This is a genomic window from Streptomyces griseosporeus (assembly GCF_014656055.1).
Taxonomy (GTDB): Bacteria; Actinomycetota; Actinomycetes; order Streptomycetales; family Streptomycetaceae; genus Streptomyces; species Streptomyces griseosporeus.
Genome location: NZ_BNBR01000001.1, coordinates 202191 through 218788, shown reverse-complemented (window position 1 = coordinate 218788; position 16598 = coordinate 202191). Strand labels below are relative to the sequence as shown.

Genomic DNA, 16598 nt, shown 5'->3' with positions numbered 1-16598 from the left:
CGAGCGAGAGAGGTGCAGGTCATGGGGCTGGAGCCCGTTCCGCGTCCGGCAGCCGCGCCGCTTGGAGCACTTGGTCACTTGCTCGCCGGACGTGAGGGAGACGGGACGCGGTCACCGCGATGAGAGATCAATGTGACGCCGTCGACGGCTACTTGCGGTGGGGCTCGCCGGCCGCGGAACGACGCTCGGCCTCGGTGTGGCCGCCCCAGACGCCGTAGTGCTGTCGGGAGGCCTGGGCGAAGCGAGCGCAGGGGCCGATCACGGGGCAGCCGCGGCAGATCGCGCGTGCCGCCTCCTCGCGCTGCCGGCGCGCTCGGCGGCTCTCACCGGTGGGCGAGAAGAAGACAGAGCTGTCCATGCCGCGGCACGCCGCGTCGGACTGCCATGTCCAGTCACGCAGGAGGGGTCTCGTCGTGCTCTTCATCCGTCAGCGGCTCCTGCCGATGAGGGTCGCCGATTTCGTCGACGGACCCAGGCGGAGCTGGACGGCATAAGCGTCACCGGCCCGGTGGAGCAGTTCCGTGTGATGTTCCATTGATGCCCCCGAGTGGCGTGGAAACGATGTGTCTCCTCGAACGCTAGGGGGCGGCGGCTAGGGGATTTGCCGAAGAATGCACGGAGCGTTGCCCGGGAGGGCACTGCTGTCGGATGTGCCGCCGGCCGGACGACGGTTTGCGGTATCCCTGTCGAAGCGCGTGCCGGATCACGCCCGCGCGTCCTGAAATCCAAGGCACATTCCGAAAGGAACAGAATTGTTCCAGCGCATTCTCGTGGCGGTCGACGCCAGTCCCGCCCGCCACTCCGTCATCGACCTGGCCGGCGACATGGCCCGGTTGGCCGGGGCCGAGGTCCGCGTCGTACACGTCGCCCCCACCACCGCGACTCTCGCCGCCGTGGTCTCCCTGGAGGACGACGACACAGCCGAGGACATCCTCGATGAGGCGCTCACCCGCCTGCGTGCGGCAGGTGTGACAGTGGAGGGCACCGCCGTCCGAGCGTTCACGACGCAGATCGCCACCACCATCTCCTCGGCCGCCGAAGATTGGGGGGCCGACCTGCTGGTCCTCAGCCCGCACCATCGCGGAGCACTGGAGGCGCTCGTCCATCCGCGGATCAGCGACGCCGTCGCGCACACCGGCCGTATCGCCGTACTCCTGGCCCCTGATCACGGCCCCGGCGACGCACACTGACCCGGCGGACCACCGGCAGCGGGCCGCGCGCCCGCCACCGCTGAGCACGGTCGGGCCACAAGCCGGGCACTGACGGTCAAGCGCACCCCGCGTTCCTCACTAACGTTCCTGTCGTACCGGCGGCCTGCGGCTCGGCGCCTCGTCAACCGCGTCCAGCAGGCTGATCGACCGATCGGAGCGGTCCGTTCCCACGGTCCGGCGAGCGCCGAGCGGTGCACGCCACCGTACTCGCGACCCGCGACGGACGACCGTCGCCGTCCCCGACAGCGGACCGCTTCGCGCATCCCTCCATCACACCAAGGGAGTTCTCTCATGTCCCGATCCGCCAAGCCGACCGTCGTTCTCGTCCACGGAGCGTTCGCCGACGCCTCCAGCTACGCCGAGGTCATCCCGCGGCTGCTCGCCCGCGGCCTGGACGTCGTCGCCCCGGCCGTGCCCAACCGCAGCCTGGTCGGCGACGCCGCCTACGTCGCCTCAGTCGTCCGCCAGATCCCGGGCGACGTCATCCTGGTCGGTCATTCCTACGGCGGCGCCGTCATCACGGTCGCGGGCACCGAGGACAACGTGAAGGGGCTCGTCTACCTGGCCGGGTACGCCCTCGAGAAGGGCGAGAGCCTCGGCGAACTGCAGGGCCGCTTCCCCGACTCCGACCTGGCCGCCGCGCTCGTCTACACCCCCTTCCCGATCGAGGGTTCGAACGAGACCGGAACCGATGTGTCGGTGCAGCCCGACGCGTTCCCGGCCATCTTCGCCGCCGACGTCGACACCCGCCTGACCGAGGTCCTCGCCGTGTCGCAGCGCCCGCTCGCCGCCCAGGCGTTCGCCGACCCGGCTCCGGCCGCCGCGTGGAGGACCAAGCCGTCCTGGGGCCTGGTCGCCTCCTCCGACCGCACCATCAACCCCGACGTGGAGCGCTACGGCTACCGGCGCGCCGGCATGACGACCGTGGAGGTCGACTCCTCCCACCTGGTGATGCTCTCGCAGCCGGCGCGGGTCGTCGAGCTGATCGAGGAAGCCGTCCGGGCCACCTCCGCCTGATCCCGCCGCCGTCCGGCGCCCGCTCCCCGGGCACGACGGACACGATCCCTTCCTCCTCGGAGAGCCACACAATGAACTCACCCCTCTCCCGCCGTACCGTGACCGCCTCGCTCCTGGCCGGTGCCGCCGCGCTGGGCACCGCCGGCGTCGCCCAGGCAACGCCGGCGACGGGAGCCACCCGCCGCCGCAGCCCGCACAAGCCAAAGACGCCCACCGTCGTCCTGATCCACGGAGCGTTCGCCGACGCCTCCAGCTGGCGCGGGGTCGTGGAGCGACTCCGGAACGACGGTCACAGCGTGCTCGCGCCGGCGCTTCCTCTCCGTGGCCTGGCGAGCGACTCCGCCTACATACGCAGCGTCCTGGACAGCGTCACCGGCCCCGTCGTGGTGGTGGGGCACTCCTACGGCGGGGCGGTCATCAGCCAGGCCGCTGCCGACCACCCGCGCGTCAAGGCCCTCGTCTACATCGCGGCCTTCGTGCCCGAGGTCGGGGAGAGCGCGCTGCAGCTCACCGACAAGTTCCCCGGCAGCACTGTGGGACAGGCCACCACCACCCGGCACTACCCGCTGCCCGGTGGGGGAGAGGGAGAGGAACTGTGATCCGCCAGGACCTCTTCCGCCGCCAGTTCGCGGCAGGTGTTCCGGTACGGACCACGCAGGTCATGGCCGCGGGGCAGCGGCCGATCACCCTCGCCGCGCTCCGGGAACCCGCCACCGCCGCCGCGTGGAAGAAGATCCCGAGCTGGTACCTCGTTGCCACCGAGGACCGCAACATCCCACCGGCCGCCGAACGCTGGATGGCCACGCGTGCTCGCGCCCGGACCGTCGCCGTCCGCGCACCGCACGCCGTGTCCGTGAGCGACCCCGAGCCGGTCACGGAGCTGATCCTGGACGCCGTCCGTTCCGTCCGCTCGGGCCACTGACCCCAGGCGTTCGCCGCGCCCCGCGGCCCGGAGACCACCGGGCCGCGGGGCCGCGCATCTTCCCAGCGGTTCCCCGTACGGAAACGCCGGTGAGGGCGGGACCACGACGGTCCCGGCCCCACCGGTTTTCTCGCGCCCGGGTGTCCGCACCCCCTGACGTCGACGGCGCCTCAGCCGGGCAAGAGGAAGGCGCCGCCGGAATCCCCGTCCCGGCTATCCCGGCGGCCGTTGTGAGCGGCGGTCCCCGGGGAGACCGCCGCCGCGTCACTTCCCGAGGAACGTGAGCAGTGCGGCGTTGACCTCTTCCGCGTGGGTCCACAGCAGCCCGTGCGGCGCACCCTCGATCTCGACGTAGTCCGCGGAGGGCAGGGCCTTGTGGAAGGGCCGTGCCGTGCCCTCGGCCGGCAGGATCCGGTCGGCCGTGCCGTGCAGGATCAGGGCGGGCACATCGATCGCGGGGATGTCCGCGCGGAAGTCGGTGTACCAGGTCGACGGCGCGGCGGCGGCCGCGAAGAAGCCGCCCCCCGCGGCGACGTTCCAGCTGTTGCGGACCGCCTCCTCGCTGATCCTCGTGCCCAGGTTCTCGTCCAGGTTGTAGAAGTCCTGGAAGAACGCGGTGTAGTACGCGTAGCGGTCCGCCTTGACGGCCGCGACCACGCCGTCGAAGAACTCCTTCGGCGCGACACCGTCCGGGTTGTCCTCGGCCTTGAGCAGGCACGGCTCCAACGAGGCGAGGAAGGCGACCTTGGCCACGCGGGCGGAGCCGTAGGAGGCGACGTACCGGGCGACCTCACCGGTGCCCATCGAGAACCCGACCAGGACGGCGTCGCGGACGTCGAGACTCTCCATGACGGTGTTCAGGTCCGCGGCGAACGTGTCGTAGTCGTAACCGCTCGTCGGCTGGCTGGAGCGGCCGAAACCACGGCGGTCGTAGGTGATCACCCGGTAGCCGGCGTCGAGCAGGGCGGCACTCTGCCGTTCCCAGGAGTGGCCGTCGAGGGGGAAGCCGTGGATGAGGACGACGGTCTGCCCCGACCCGTGATCCTCGTAGTAGAGGTCGATTGCGGTGGAGTTCTCCTGGCCAACTGTGATGTACGGCAACGGCTTTTCCTTCGTCTCGAACGACGTTTACCCACCTGACGCTAGGCCCGGCGCCCGGGGCTCCGTTGTCCCGCAACGCACCGCTCGTTGCCCGCAAGCGCCCAAGGCCGGACGAGGGCGAGATCCACCGTCAACTTACTGATGCCTGCCGGAGCGGGCGCTTGCCAGAGTGGCAGTCGCCGCTCACGCCAAGCGCACCCCCACCGCCTTCACCGCACCCCTCGTCAAGTGGAGCAGGATTCCATGAGCATGCCTTTGGGGCACATCCACGTCCTGACCGAAATACCGGCCACGGGAAACGGCCGCTATCTGTACCTGGGAAGAGTGCTCAGCGAATCGACCGCGATCAGCGGTGACGGGGACGAGATCTGTCTGGAGCGGAGCGATCTCGTTTTCTGCGATCCGGCCCGCCCCCCGTCATTGCGATTCGACGGCGCATGCGAGATGACCGTCTTTCGGATATCCCGTCAGCGCCTGGCGCTCTCGGAAGAGGACCTCGGCCGTGTCACGGGTATGGTCGTGCGGGGAGACAGCGGCCTCGGCGCCATCGTGTCGGATGTGCTGGTCACCCTGGCCACCGAGGCGGATGCCCACGGTGCCGACGTCATCGGCCAGCTCACGCGCAGCGCCGTCGACCTGCTCATCGTCCTGGTGATGGAACTCCTGCAGGCCGAGACGGACCTGAGCGCCTCGACGACGACGCCCGGGGGCAGAGAGATGCTCAACCAGATCAGGGCCTACATCGACGAACAGCTGACGGATCCGGATCTGTCTCCGCGGACCATCGCGCGGGCCCATCACATCTCGGTGCGCTATCTGCACAAGCTGTTCCAGAGCCACGGCGCCACCGTGGGCACCTGGGTGAGGCAGCGCAGACTCGACTCCTGCAGGACCGACCTGAGCCGCACCTTCAACCGCAACACCACGGTCGCGGCGGTGGCGCGCCGGTGGGGCTTCAGCAGCCCGGCGCACTTCAGCCGTTCCTTCAAGGAGGCCTACGGCATGACCCCCCGCGAATGGCAGTCCCTGGCTGCGTCGTGACGCGAACGTCCACGCTCTGCGGGGGCCGGCGCCACGCGGTGCGTCCCCACGTCACCCGGGCTGATCCGTCGAGAGCGCGTCCCGGAGCTGGGCGCGGGCGCGGATACCGAGCTTGGGGAAGACCTTGTGCAGGTGGTAGCCGACGGTCCGGGGGGAGAGGAAGAGCCGGGCGGCGATGTCGCGGTTGGTCAGGCCCTGCGCGGCCAGTTCGGCTATCTGCCGTTCCTGCCCGGTGAGTTCGCCCGCCGGCACGGTGGCCGCTCCCGCCGCCGGGGCTCCCGCCGCGCGCAGCTCGGAGGCGGCGCGGTCGGCCCAGGGGCGGGCGTCGAGCCGTTCGAAGCACTCAAGCGCGGCACCCAAGTGGGGGCGGGCCTCGGCGCTGCGGCGCCGACGGCGCAGCCACTCGCCGAAGTCGAGGTGCGCGCGCGCCTTCTCGAAGGGCCAGCAGTCGACGGCGGAGCCGGCCAGGGCGGCCCGGAAGTGGCGTTCGGCGTCCTCGCTGTCGCTCAGCAGGGCGGTGGCCCGGTGAAGGACGGCGGCCAGCCGCGGGGACCGGTCGGCTCCCAGACCCTCGTCGACGGCGTCGACCACGGTGCGCGCGTCGTCCTTCCGCCCGGCGCGGACGGCCGCGGCGGCCAGGTCAGCGAGGTAGTAGGCGGAAGCGTGGTAGTGGACGGGCGCGGGGCGGTAGTCGCGGGTGAACGTCGCCCGCAGCTGCTCGTAGGCGTCGGCGTGGTCACCCGCGACGAACGCGGCCGTGCCCACGGCGTACCGGTGCCTGACCTGGAGGCTCAGCGACCTGCGCAGGTCCACGCCCCGCACGGCCTCCGCGGCCTGCGTACGCGCGCCGGCGTGGTCGCCCCGCAGCGCCCGCAGGGTGGCCTGGAGGATGCAGGAGCCCACCGTGACGTTGTCGGCCCCGCCCTCCGTGGCCATCCAGAACGCGTCCTGCGCGGCCGACTCCGCCGCCGTCCAGGAACCGCTCTCGTACAGGGCGAGGGCGAGCGCCTGCATCACCGTGGCGTTCGTGCCCGCGCTGCCCGCGCGCCGCAGCACGTCCATGGTCCGGCCGAGGATGCGAACCGCCTGCTCCGTCTCGTCGAGGATCCAGGTGGTGCCGCCGAGCGCGGTCAGATCGCCCAGCGACTCGTCGGACATGACGCCGAGCGCGTGCTCCAGCAGCGGCATCAGACGGGCCCGTTGCCCGTGCGGATCGATGACCGCCCGGTACCAGGCGAGAGCGGCCGGGTCGTCGGCCCCCTCGATCAGCGCGCCGATCCGCTCCAGCTCCGTCCGGTGGAACGGCGCCCCGGAGTTGTAGACCGACGTCGCCGCGGTGCTCAGGGTGCCGAGCGCCAGGTCCGGGGCGGCAGGCGCGGCGGCCTCGGCGACGCCGAGCAGCAGCCCCACCGCCTCGTCGTGCCGGAGCGTCACCCCGAGCGCCCAGCCGCCGAGCAGCAACGCCTCGCCCCGCAGCCGCGGGTCCTCGGTCAGGCCGCCCACCCGCCCGCTCATCTCGCCGACCCACTGCGGGTGGCCGGCGAACATGGCCGCCTGTGACGCCTGCAGCAGCCGCCTCGCCCGCAGGTCGGGCGCCGGGGTGAGGTCGGCGGCGCGTTCCAGCGCGGCCGCGGCCGCCGCGTGGCCGCCGCGGGCCCGGGCGCGCTCGGCGCTCTCCGCCAGGGCGTCGGCGACGTCGGCGTCGCGGTCCGTCGCCGCGGCGGCCAGATGCCAGGCCCTCCGGTCGGGCTGGCCGACCAGGGCGGCCGCCAGGGCGAGGTGGGCCCGCCGGCGCTCGGGGAAGGAGGCCGCCTGGTACACGGCGGAGCGGACCAGCGGGTGGCGCAGCAGGACCTGCCCGTCCTCGACCCGCACCAGGCCGGCCCGCTCGGCCGGAACCAGCGCCTCGACGACGTCCGTCGACGGGGCCGCGCGCAACAGGTCGGCCAGGCTCCCCGTGCCCGAGGCGGCGACCAGCAGCAGTGCCTCGCGGGTGGCGGCGGGCAGGCCGGGAAGATCGGCGGCGAACAGCTTCTCCAGGCGCGCGGTGAGCGGCAGCGCGGCCGCGCCGTCCTGCAGTGTGCCGGTCCGCCCCAGGGCGAGGGCGCGGGGCAGCTCGATCAGCGCGAGCGGGTTGCCGGCGGCCTGCTGGAGGATCTGCGCCCGCGCCCTGCCCCGGGGCGGCGCGGGCTGCGCGTCGAGCAGCAGCCCGGCCGCGGCCCGGCTGAGCGGGCCGACGGTGATGTGCGGGAAGTCCCGGTCGAAGCGGGCCGGTACGGCCTCCTCGCGCGCGGCGAGCAGCAGCACCACCGGCCTGCCCTCCAGGCGGCGCGCGAGGAAGCCCAGCACATCCACCGATCCGAGGTCCAGCCACTGGGCGTCGTCCACCACCAGCACCAGCGGCCGACGCGCGGCGGCCTCGTCGACGAGGGCGAGCACGCTCATGCACAACGACAGCTGGTCCAGCGCCTCTTCGCCCGCCGCCGCGCCGAAGGCCCGGTCGAGGGTCTCCCGCTGCCGGTCGGCGAGCGTCTCACCCGGCAGCAGCGGATGAAGCAACTGGTGGACACCGGAGAGCCCGAGCCCGCTCTCGGCCTCGCTGCCGCGCACCCGCAGGACGCGCATGCCACGCGCGCGGCCTTCCTCGGCCGTCCGGTCGACCAGAGTGCTCTTGCCCGCTCCCGGCTCCCCGGTCAGGACCAGCACCTGCGGACCGCTGCCGTGCACCGCGTCGAGCAGCTCCACCAGACGGGACAGCTCCGCCGTCCGGCCCAGGATGCCCGCGCCCGCGGGGTGCTCGATGCCGGCGTGCGTCACGGTGGTTCTCCTCCAGGTGGTGATCAGGACGTGGCCCATCCTTTCAGCAGCCACCGACCGCACGACCGGTCATATGACAGAAGCGTCGTCGGCCCGGCCTCCCGGAGGCTGGCAGCGGCCAGGAAACACCCGACGGTCGGGGCGGGGGAGCGGGCCGGGAGTACCGCATGACAGTCCAGCCACCCGAGCCGGCCGGCGCGGCAGCGGTGCACCGGCCCGCGGCGACACCCCGCCCGGTCGGCCGCGACGCCGAGATCGAACGCATCGATCAGTGCGTGACCCGCGCCCCCGGCAGCCCCCAGGCGCTGCTGCTGCTCGGCGAGGAGGGGAGCGGCCGTACGACGCTGCTCCGCCACGCCCGGGACCTGGCCGCCGGCCGCGGCACGCTCGTCCTGTCCGCCCAGGGCTGGGCCGCCGACCGCAACGGCGCACACGCCTGTCTGCGGCAACTGCTGGCACCGGTCCAGGACGGGGTGGCCGCGCTGGACGCGCCCCACCGCCGCACCCTGGACGCCGTGCTGGACCCCACCGCCGGCGATCCGGACGACGCCGACGTGCGGTCCGCCGTGCTCGCGTTGCTGGCCCGGCTCGCCGTGTCCCGTCCGGTCCTGGTCTGCGTGGACGACGCCCATGCCTGCGACCGCGCCTTCCTCGACCTGATGTGGGCGGCCGTACGGCTCCTCGGCGGCCGCGCCGTCACCGTGCTGCTCACCGCCCGCGCCGACGCCCCGCTGCCCGGACCGCAGCCACCCGGCCTGGCGCACGTGTCCCTCGGGCCGCTCAGCGCCGTACCGGCCGCGGCGCTGCTGGACCGGCAGCCGTCGGCGCCCACGGGGCGGCGCAGGCTGCAGATCCTGGCGGAGGCCGAGGGCAACCCGCTCGCGCTGGTCGAGCTCACCCGCCGCGCTCCGGCGGGGCTGCCCGGACGGTCCCTGCCCGCACACGACGTCTTCGCGGAACGTCTCGCCGCCCTTCCCGGCGCGACCGGACGGGCGCTGCTGTACGCCGCCGTCGCGGGCACCGGCGAGCCGGTCACCGTCCTCATGGCCGCCCTGGGCACCGACGACCTGTCGGTGTGGGCCCCGGCCGAGACGGCCGGGCTGGTCACGATCGCCGAGGAACGCTGCGTCCTGCGTCATCCACTCCTGCGCTCGGCCGTGCTGCTGAGGCATCCGGCGAGTGAGCGGCAGCAGGCGCACCGGGACCTCGCCGAGGCCGCCGCCCACCCCGAAGCGCGGGCCCGCCACCTGGCCGCCGCGGCCGGGCGCCCCGGCGAATCCGTGGCCGCTGCGGTGGAGGACGCCGCCTGGAGCCGTGGGGACGCGATGGTGGCGGCACGCGTCCTGGAGAGGGCGGCCGGGCTCAGCCCGCGCCGCCCGCACCGCGCCCGGCGCCTGGCCGCGGCCCTGCTGGCGGCCCACGAGGTGGGAGACCCCGGCTGGGTCCGGGACCTGTACGCGCGGTTCGCCCGGTACGCCGCAGACCGGGCCCTCACCTGCCGCGCGGCCGGCGCCCTCGCGTCGGTGCGCTCCCAGGAGGCCGCCCAGCGCGAGGCCTTCGACCTCCTGACGCACGCCTCGGAGCACTTCCCGGCCGCCGGCCGGTCCGCGGCCCTGGCCTCGGTGGGCCTGGCGGCGGTCATCGCCGACCGGTCCGGGCTGCCGGAGCACAGGACGGCGCTGGCGGCCCTGCTCGACCGGGCGCGGTCCTGCGAGCCGGACGCGGGGCCGGACCAGGCGACGGGGCCAGGGGCCGCCGGCGACCGGGCGAGGTCCTGTGAGCCGGACGCCGGGCCGGACCAGGCGACGGGGACCGGGGTCGCCGGCCAGACCCGGGGCGGCTGCGACACGCCTGCCGCCGTCCCCATCGACCCCTCCCTCGGCGGCCTCACCCCGTCGCCCGACCGCGCCGACGTCCCCTACCTCCACAAGGCCCTGGAGGCGCACGCCGCCGTCGTGGTCCGGCCCCAGGACGCCGGCCGCCTGCTGCCCGGCCTCGGCGGCCCGGTCGGTGCGCTGCCGGGCGGCCCGGACACACCGGACGCCGTCGCGTACCGGATGGCGCTGGCCTCCGTCGCCTACCACGCCGACGAGGCGGAGGTGTGCCTGGGCCACCTGCACGCGGTCGACACCGCGCTGCGCGACCGCCGCTCCTTCGGCCTGCGCGGATGGAGCGTGCTCGCGCTGCTGGACACCCTGGTGAACACCGGGCGGTTCCCGGAGGCCGAGACCCTGATGAGGGAAGCCGACGAGCAGGCCGCGGTCCTGCGTCTGCCGCGCCTCCAGGCGGATCTGGAGACGCACGCCCTCACCCTGCGCGCGCTGCGCGGAGCCGTCCCGGCCGAGCCCTGGTTCACTCCCTCGGTCTGGCACGCCGTCCCCTTGGAGGAGAACCGCGCCACCTACGCCCGTCTGCTGCGCGCCCGCGGACTCGCCTGCCTGGCGCAGGGCGACCACGACGGCGGCTGGCGGAACCTACGGGAGCTGTTCACCGCCGACGGCGCCCCGCTGCATCCCTTCCTGTCGCCCCGCAGCGTCGCCGAACTCGCCGTGGCCGCCCAACGGACAGGCCGCACGGACGACTTCGCGCCGGTACTGGAGCGCGTCCGCGCCGAGCAGGGGGACCGGCCGACCGTGAGGATGACGCTGCTGCTCCACCATGCCACCGCCCTGGCCGGTCCGTCGGCGCGGGCCGAGGACCACTTCCGGCTCGCCCTGGTCAACTTCGAAGCCGAGCGCTGGCCCTGGGAACGCGCCCACGCCCGTCTCAACTACGGCATCTGGCTGCGCCGCGCCCGCCGGACTCTGGAGGCGCGCCAGCAGCTGACCGCCGTACGGGAGGCCGCGGAGCGGCTCGGTGCGGGCGTTCTGGAGGCGGCCGCCGCGCGCGAACTGCGGGCGAGCGGAGCGGCACCTCTCCCCGAAGCCGCCGGTCCGCTGGAGCAGCTGACCGCGCAGCAGCGGCAGATCGTGCGGATGGCCGCCGGCGGCCTGTCGAATCGCGAGATCGGTGAGCGGCTGTATCTTTCACCGCGTACCGTGAGCTCGCACCTGTACAACGTCTATCCCAAGCTCGGCGTCAGTCGCCGGCAACAACTGCGTGATCTCCTCCAGGACGGGTGAGGCGCGGACCGTTTCGGCTCCGTGCGCACCCGCCGACGAGCGGCGCAGCCCAGCCCAGAGGAGAGAGCGTGATGCCGGGACCTCACGGGGCCCGACCGGGCGGTGACCTCCCCGCCGACGTCGTCCTGGATCCCGTGGTACGGCGCCTCGTCGACGCCGCGGCCACCCCGCCCTCCCTCGACGACCTGGGCCCTGAGAGCGGCCGGCAGGCGCTGCGGGAGACGCAGGTGGACCGGCTGGACGACTTCGACGTGGACGCGGTCTACCGGGTGGCCTCGGTCGGTCCGACCGGGCTCGTCGGCTTCTGGACCGTCCGTCCGGCCGGCGCGACCGGCCCGCTGCCGACCCTGCTGTACCTGCACGGCGGCCGGTGGAGCCTCGGTGACGCCCACACCCACGCCCGCCTCATCAGCGAGCTGGTCACCGGGACGGGCATGTGCGCGGTCGTCCCCGAGTACAGCCGTACGCCGGAGGCGCGCTACCCGGTGGCGCTGGAGGAGTGCTACGCCCTGCTGACCTGGGCGCTCTCCCAGGCCGACGACCTGGGTCTGGACCCGCTGCGGACGGCCGTGGCGGGGGACTGCGCCGGCGCGACCCTGGCCGCGGCCGTGACCATGCTGGCGAAAAGCCGCGGCGGACCACGGATCGGCGCCCAGCTGCTCTACTACCCGCTGACCGACTCCCGCTGCGACAGCCCGTCCCAGCGGCAGTTCGCCACCGGTTACCTGCTCACCCGGCGGGCACTGCGCTCGTACTGGGCGCGGTACGTCGCCGATCCCGCCGTACGGAGCGAGCCCACGGCGTCCCCGGTGCGCGCGCGGCCCGAGGACCTGGCGGACCTGCCACCGGCACTGATCGTCACCGCGGAGGCCGACGTGGCCCGGGACGAGGGGGAGCAGTACGCCCGCAACCTGCGCGCGGCGGGCGTCCAGGCGTCGGCGGTGCGCTTCCAGGGCACCGTGCACGACTTCGTGGCCCTGCACGCCCTGCGGGACAGCGCCCCCACACGGGCGGCGGTGGCGACCGGCTGCGCCTTCCTGCGGGCCCGTCTGGGCGGCTGAACCAGACCTCGCGGCGCGGCACCGGCCGACTGACCGATGCAGCGGCCGTCTCGACCGCGGCCTGCCGCAAGCACGCGAGGAGCGCAGGAGGCTCGCGCGAGGCGTGCTCTGACCTCGGTACCCCCGCCGGACGCCGGCGACGGCTCTTCCGCATGTCGCGCCGGACGTGCTGCTCGACGCCGGCCCGCACTCACCGTCGGATGGCCGCACGATCCGCCGGGGAGAACCCTAGCCCTGTCGTGTCCAACTCTGGGAGGCCTCACCGGCGCAGGTCGCCGTGATCAGGCCGCCGTTCATCCCCAGGTCGAGACAGCCACCGCTGTAGTCGCTGCGCAGGCTGCCCCCGGAACCGGCGCGCCAGATCCGGCCGGTGCTCTGGGCGCAGTCGCCGACGAAGACGGCCTGGCCGAGGCCGTTGGAGTACAGGCACTGCCCCGACTGCTGGTTGACGAGGCGGAAGCCGCCGTCCGAGGTGCTCCGGACGGTCCAGGTGGCCGACGCGTCCGAGCAACTGCCGTGATCGGCCGCGCCGAAGACCTGGGTGATGCAGTGCCCGTTGTCCCCGTTGCGGAAGCGGGCGGTCCCGGAGGTCGCCGGGACCGCCGGAGCGGTGGTGGCCGTGGCGCCACCGGACGTGCCGCTGCCGGCTGAACCGCCCGAGCCGCCGGAACCACTCGCGCCGCCAGAGCCGCCGGCCCCGCTGATTCCCCCGGAGGAGCCGCTCCCACCGGCGCCATCGCCGCTTCCGCTTCCGTTCCCGCTCACGCCGCCGCTGGTGCCGGTTCCGCCGGACGCCGCTCCCTCGGAACCTCCGCCGGCCGCCCCCCGACCCTGCCCCCGCTGCGCCGGTGAGGTTGCCGGAGATGCCGTGATCGAAGGGGTTGCACCCGCCGTGGTCGGCGTGCCGGCGCCCGGTACCGTGGCCGTCGCGGACGGGGTGGACCGGGCCACCTGGTCCCGCGGGGGGTTGGACGCGTACGGCAGATTCTGGATGGCGAGTGTCGCACCGCCGACCACCACGACCACGGGCACGACGGTGAGGACAACCCGCCGCCGACGACCGCGCTCGGACTTCTTCGCCTGCTCGGGTTTCCCCTCCGCCCCGGGAACCTCCGCCTCGGGCTTGTCCTCCGGACCGGAACTCGTCTCGGACCGTGGCCCGCCGGAGTCCTTTCCCGCGTCCGGCGTCCCCTCGCCGAGCGGCAAGGTCGGTACGTCGATCCGCTGCACCTCGGCCGCGAAGGCGGCCCGCTCGGTCAGTTGCTCGGTGACGGCCTCCGGCCACAGCGGCGTGCTGAACGGGCCGTGCTCTTCGGCGAGTTCCAGGAGCCTGGTGGCCGTAGGGCGACCGTCGGGATCCTTGTCGAGGCAGCTCGCGACGACTCTCGCCAGGTCGGGATCGAGCTCCCGCAGCGGCCCCAGGTCGGGGTCCTCGTGGACGATGCGGTACAGCACGCCGTGCCCCGACTCGTCGCCGAACGGCGGCCGGCCGCAGGCGGCGTAGGCGAGCACCGAGCCCAGCGCGAACACATCGGTCGCGCCGCTCAACGACCGTGCCCCGGAGGCCTGTTCGGGCGCCATGTAGGCGGGCGTGCCGACGACCATGCCGGTCCTGGTCAGCTGGCTCTGCTCGGCGGCCCGGGCGACGCCGAAGTCGATGAGCGTGACACCGTCGAGGGTGAGCATGACGTTGGACGGCTTGAGGTCGCGGTGGACCATGTCGAGCGCGTGCACCGCGGCCAGGCCTCCCGCCACTTCCCGCAGCAGCAGCCACAGGGCCCGCGCGGGCAGGGGACCGCCGTGCAGGTCGACCGCTTGCCTCAGGGTGAGGCCGGGGACGTAGGCCGTGGCGAACCACGGGGGACGGGCGGTGCGGTCGCTGGCCAGCAGCGGCGCGGTGGCCGCCTCGGGCAGCCGGGCCAGGTTGTCCAGCTCGTGCCCGAAGCGGCGCAGGAAGTCCGCGTCCTCGCCGACGACGGAGGCCAGCAGTTGCTTCACGGCGACGTACCGGCCCTCGTGGACGCCGAGGTACACCCGGCCCATCCCGCCGACGCCCAGTCGGCCCGCCAGCGGGATCGGCCCGATCCTGCGCGGGTCGTCGGCCTCCAGCGGCTCCGCGCCGCTCCCCCTGAGCTGTAACACGTCGTCCCCGTTAGAATTGGAATCAGTTTCTAGAAAGATACTCCAGTTGGGTGGCGGGGAGGTGCAAGAGCCGGAATGAGCCCGAAGCAGCAGCGCGGTGAGGTCACCGCCGACCTTCTCCTCGACGCCGCCCTGCGCGTGTACGCCGCCGAGGGCGAGCGGGGCGTCACGGTCGGAGCCGTCACCAAGGCCAGCGGAGTCAGTCTCGGTAGCCTCTACCACCACTTCGGCAGTATCGACGGCCTCATCGCCGCGCTGGCCCAGCGCTGGCTCGGCAGGCTGCTGGGCGAGCTGGCCATGTCCCTTCAGGAAGCCCACACCGCCCGCGACGGCATCGATGCCGTCGTACGCACTTACCTCGCCTTCGTCCAGGAACACCGGGACGCGGCCCTGCTCCTGCACTCCGCCACGGCCGACCGCTACGGCATGACCCGGGGAAAGGAGCTCCGCGACACCCAGGAGGCCCGCCTCTCGGCCTTCGCACTGTGGCTGGAGCCGCACATCCGGTCGGGTGAACTCGCACCGCTGCCCCTGCCGTTGGTCGAATCACTCATCCTCGGCCCGGTCGTCGCAGTGGCCCGCCGCTGGCTGTCCGGCATCGGCGACGTCGACCTGGAGACCGCCGCACGCGTCCTGCCGGACCGCATCTGGCGCTCGCTGAGCCCGTGACCAGACTCCGCGTCGGGCTTCATGGCCGAGACCGACGGCGGCAAGGCCTCTGAGCGTGCTCGTCGTTCACGCTCGTCGCCCGGCCGCCGTGTCGACCGCCGACCCCAGGACCCGCCCGCCGGGCCGTGCGGCAAGATGGCGGCCATGTTCAGACGGACGGGCGGGGGGATCCGCCGATGGTGGCCGTGGCGTGGGCGTGACGAGTCGGTGCTCGCCGAGGTCGAGGCTGAGATCACCGCCTTCGGTGAGGCGCTGGACGTGCATCCCTTCAGCCCCGGCCAGCCCGGCGCCACCGATGAGATGCGGGCCCAGCTGGCGCGTGCTCTCGACGCGTACGACCAGGCGAAGAAGGAGTTCGTCGGCGACCGGATCGCTGCGGACGTGCTCGACGTGCGGCGCACGCTGGACGAGGGCAGTCACGCCCTGGCCTGTCTCGACGCCCTGATCGCCGGCCGGCCGCTGCCCGACCACATGCCGCTGTGCTTCTTCGACACCCGGCACGGCCGCGCCGTCCGGCAGGTCAGCTGGGCGCCTCCCGGAGGTGCCGCGCGCAACATCGCCGTATGCGCGGCGGACGCGGTCCGTCTCACGGAGAGCCCGCGCACTCCGAGACAAGCGGCCCCGAACAGAGCTGCCCGTACGCCGTCACGCCCGGCCGCCGCCCGCCCGACGACGCCGGCGCGCGCACCCGAGCCGCAGATCAACGGCAGGGGCGGCAGTGGCGAACAGACCCATCAGCTGAAGATGCCGTCGTACCGCCCCGCCGTGATGATCTTCTCGGCCGGCGGGCAGGCAAGGGTCGACGTCCGCTTCGAGGGCGCCAGGAAGGGGCGTTCCTCACGCCTGTACCGGCTGTCCGGCGACGGCGCCCCCATGACCGCCCGGATACCACTCCCTCAGGGAGGCAGGACAGTTGCCTTCCGGGTGTTCACCACCGGCGACCGTGAGGCGTGGACGGCGACCGCGGCCCCCCTGCGAGACGTCCCGCGCTTCCACGACGGGATCAGCGGAACCGGATCGGACGTCGTGCACTACCGGGGGGAACCGGGCCCGGGCGTTCTGCACTACACGGGGCCGAGCCTGATCCGGCTGGAAGCGCTGGACGACCACCTCGCCTACTGGGTGACGGTGGCCGAGGAGCGCGCCGGGCAGCACACCTTCCAGTGGCCGGGCCGCGGCTACTACCAAGTGCGCTCGGCCGGAGCCTGGAGTCTGGCCGCGACCTGAGATCCGCATCCGTCCGTCGCGCACGCCGGCCTCGCCGTAGGTGGCACGTCCCCGCCTTGCACCCGGTGACCTTGCGACGCATGGTCGAGGTGAAGCTCGCCGGCAGCGCGTACACGGCAGCCGGTGCACCCCCTGCCACCCGTGGTCGCGCGTCGGCCGCCACGGACGGCCCCGGCCGAAGGCCGCGGCAGCCTGCAGGCCACCGGCTCGACGGGCGCCGGTGGCCTGCGGACCGCGCGGCGCACAGGCCGGGCTGATGACCCCGTAC

Annotated in this window: 11 protein-coding genes and 1 pseudogene; 8 read left to right on the top strand and 4 right to left on the bottom strand. The window is 73.7% G+C overall.

Annotated features, from left to right (window positions below):
* Positions 1-148: 148 nt before the first annotated feature.
* A complete protein-coding gene (locus IE308_RS00860; protein WP_190216139.1) occupies positions 149-424 on the bottom strand; it encodes a WhiB family transcriptional regulator in 276 nt (91 codons plus the stop codon).
* A gap of 328 nt (positions 425-752) precedes the next feature.
* Here IE308_RS00860 and IE308_RS00855 point away from each other — a divergent pair, with 328 nt between their 5' ends.
* From IE308_RS00855 to IE308_RS00845, 3 genes and pseudogenes are all read left to right on the top strand, one after another.
* Positions 753-1190, top strand: coding sequence for a universal stress protein (locus tag IE308_RS00855; RefSeq protein WP_190216138.1), 438 nt, complete (start codon positions 753-755; stop codon positions 1188-1190).
* Positions 1191-1502: 312 nt separating this feature from the next.
* Positions 1503-2228: an alpha/beta fold hydrolase gene (locus tag IE308_RS00850; RefSeq protein ID WP_190216137.1), complete on the top strand. Its 726-nt coding sequence runs from the start codon at positions 1503-1505 to the stop codon at positions 2226-2228.
* A gap of 71 nt (positions 2229-2299) precedes the next feature.
* Positions 2300-3150: pseudogene (locus IE308_RS00845) on the top strand (alpha/beta fold hydrolase).
* Between the two features lie 264 nt (positions 3151-3414).
* Here IE308_RS00845 and IE308_RS00840 read toward each other — a convergent pair.
* Complete coding sequence (locus IE308_RS00840; RefSeq protein ID WP_190216136.1) at positions 3415-4251, bottom strand: alpha/beta fold hydrolase; 837 nt, start codon at positions 4249-4251, stop codon at positions 3415-3417.
* Positions 4252-4494: 243 nt separating this feature from the next.
* On the opposite strand from IE308_RS00840, the gene IE308_RS00835 reads away from it, so the two are divergent.
* Complete coding sequence (locus IE308_RS00835) at positions 4495-5292, top strand: helix-turn-helix domain-containing protein (protein ID WP_190216135.1); 798 nt, start codon at positions 4495-4497, stop codon at positions 5290-5292.
* A 51-nt stretch (positions 5293-5343) separates the two neighbouring features.
* On the opposite strand, the gene IE308_RS00830 is transcribed toward IE308_RS00835, so the two are convergent.
* Positions 5344-8109, bottom strand: a complete 2766-nt coding sequence (locus IE308_RS00830; RefSeq protein WP_229908642.1) for an ATP-binding protein — start codon at positions 8107-8109, stop codon at positions 5344-5346.
* 167 nt (positions 8110-8276) lie between these two features.
* Between IE308_RS00830 and IE308_RS00825 the strand changes: the two genes are divergently transcribed.
* On the top strand, positions 8277-11231 hold the full coding sequence (locus tag IE308_RS00825; protein WP_190216134.1) for a helix-turn-helix transcriptional regulator: 2955 nt from the start codon (positions 8277-8279) through the stop codon (positions 11229-11231).
* Between the two features lie 71 nt (positions 11232-11302).
* Entirely contained in the window at positions 11303-12292 is a 990-nt protein-coding gene (locus IE308_RS00820) for an alpha/beta hydrolase (protein ID WP_190216133.1), read from the top strand.
* Between the two features lie 228 nt (positions 12293-12520).
* On the opposite strand, the gene IE308_RS00815 is transcribed toward IE308_RS00820, so the two are convergent.
* Complete coding sequence (locus IE308_RS00815) at positions 12521-14434, bottom strand: serine/threonine-protein kinase (RefSeq protein WP_190216132.1); 1914 nt, start codon at positions 14432-14434, stop codon at positions 12521-12523.
* Between the two features lie 75 nt (positions 14435-14509).
* Here IE308_RS00815 and IE308_RS00810 point away from each other — a divergent pair, with 75 nt between their 5' ends.
* Positions 14510-15103, top strand: coding sequence for a TetR/AcrR family transcriptional regulator (locus IE308_RS00810; RefSeq protein WP_190216131.1), 594 nt, complete (start codon positions 14510-14512; stop codon positions 15101-15103).
* A gap of 144 nt (positions 15104-15247) precedes the next feature.
* Positions 15248-16330 (top strand): hypothetical protein, encoded by a 1083-nt coding sequence (locus tag IE308_RS00805; protein ID WP_190216130.1) that lies wholly within the window; start codon positions 15248-15250, stop codon positions 16328-16330.
* Positions 16331-16598: the final 268 nt, after the last annotated feature.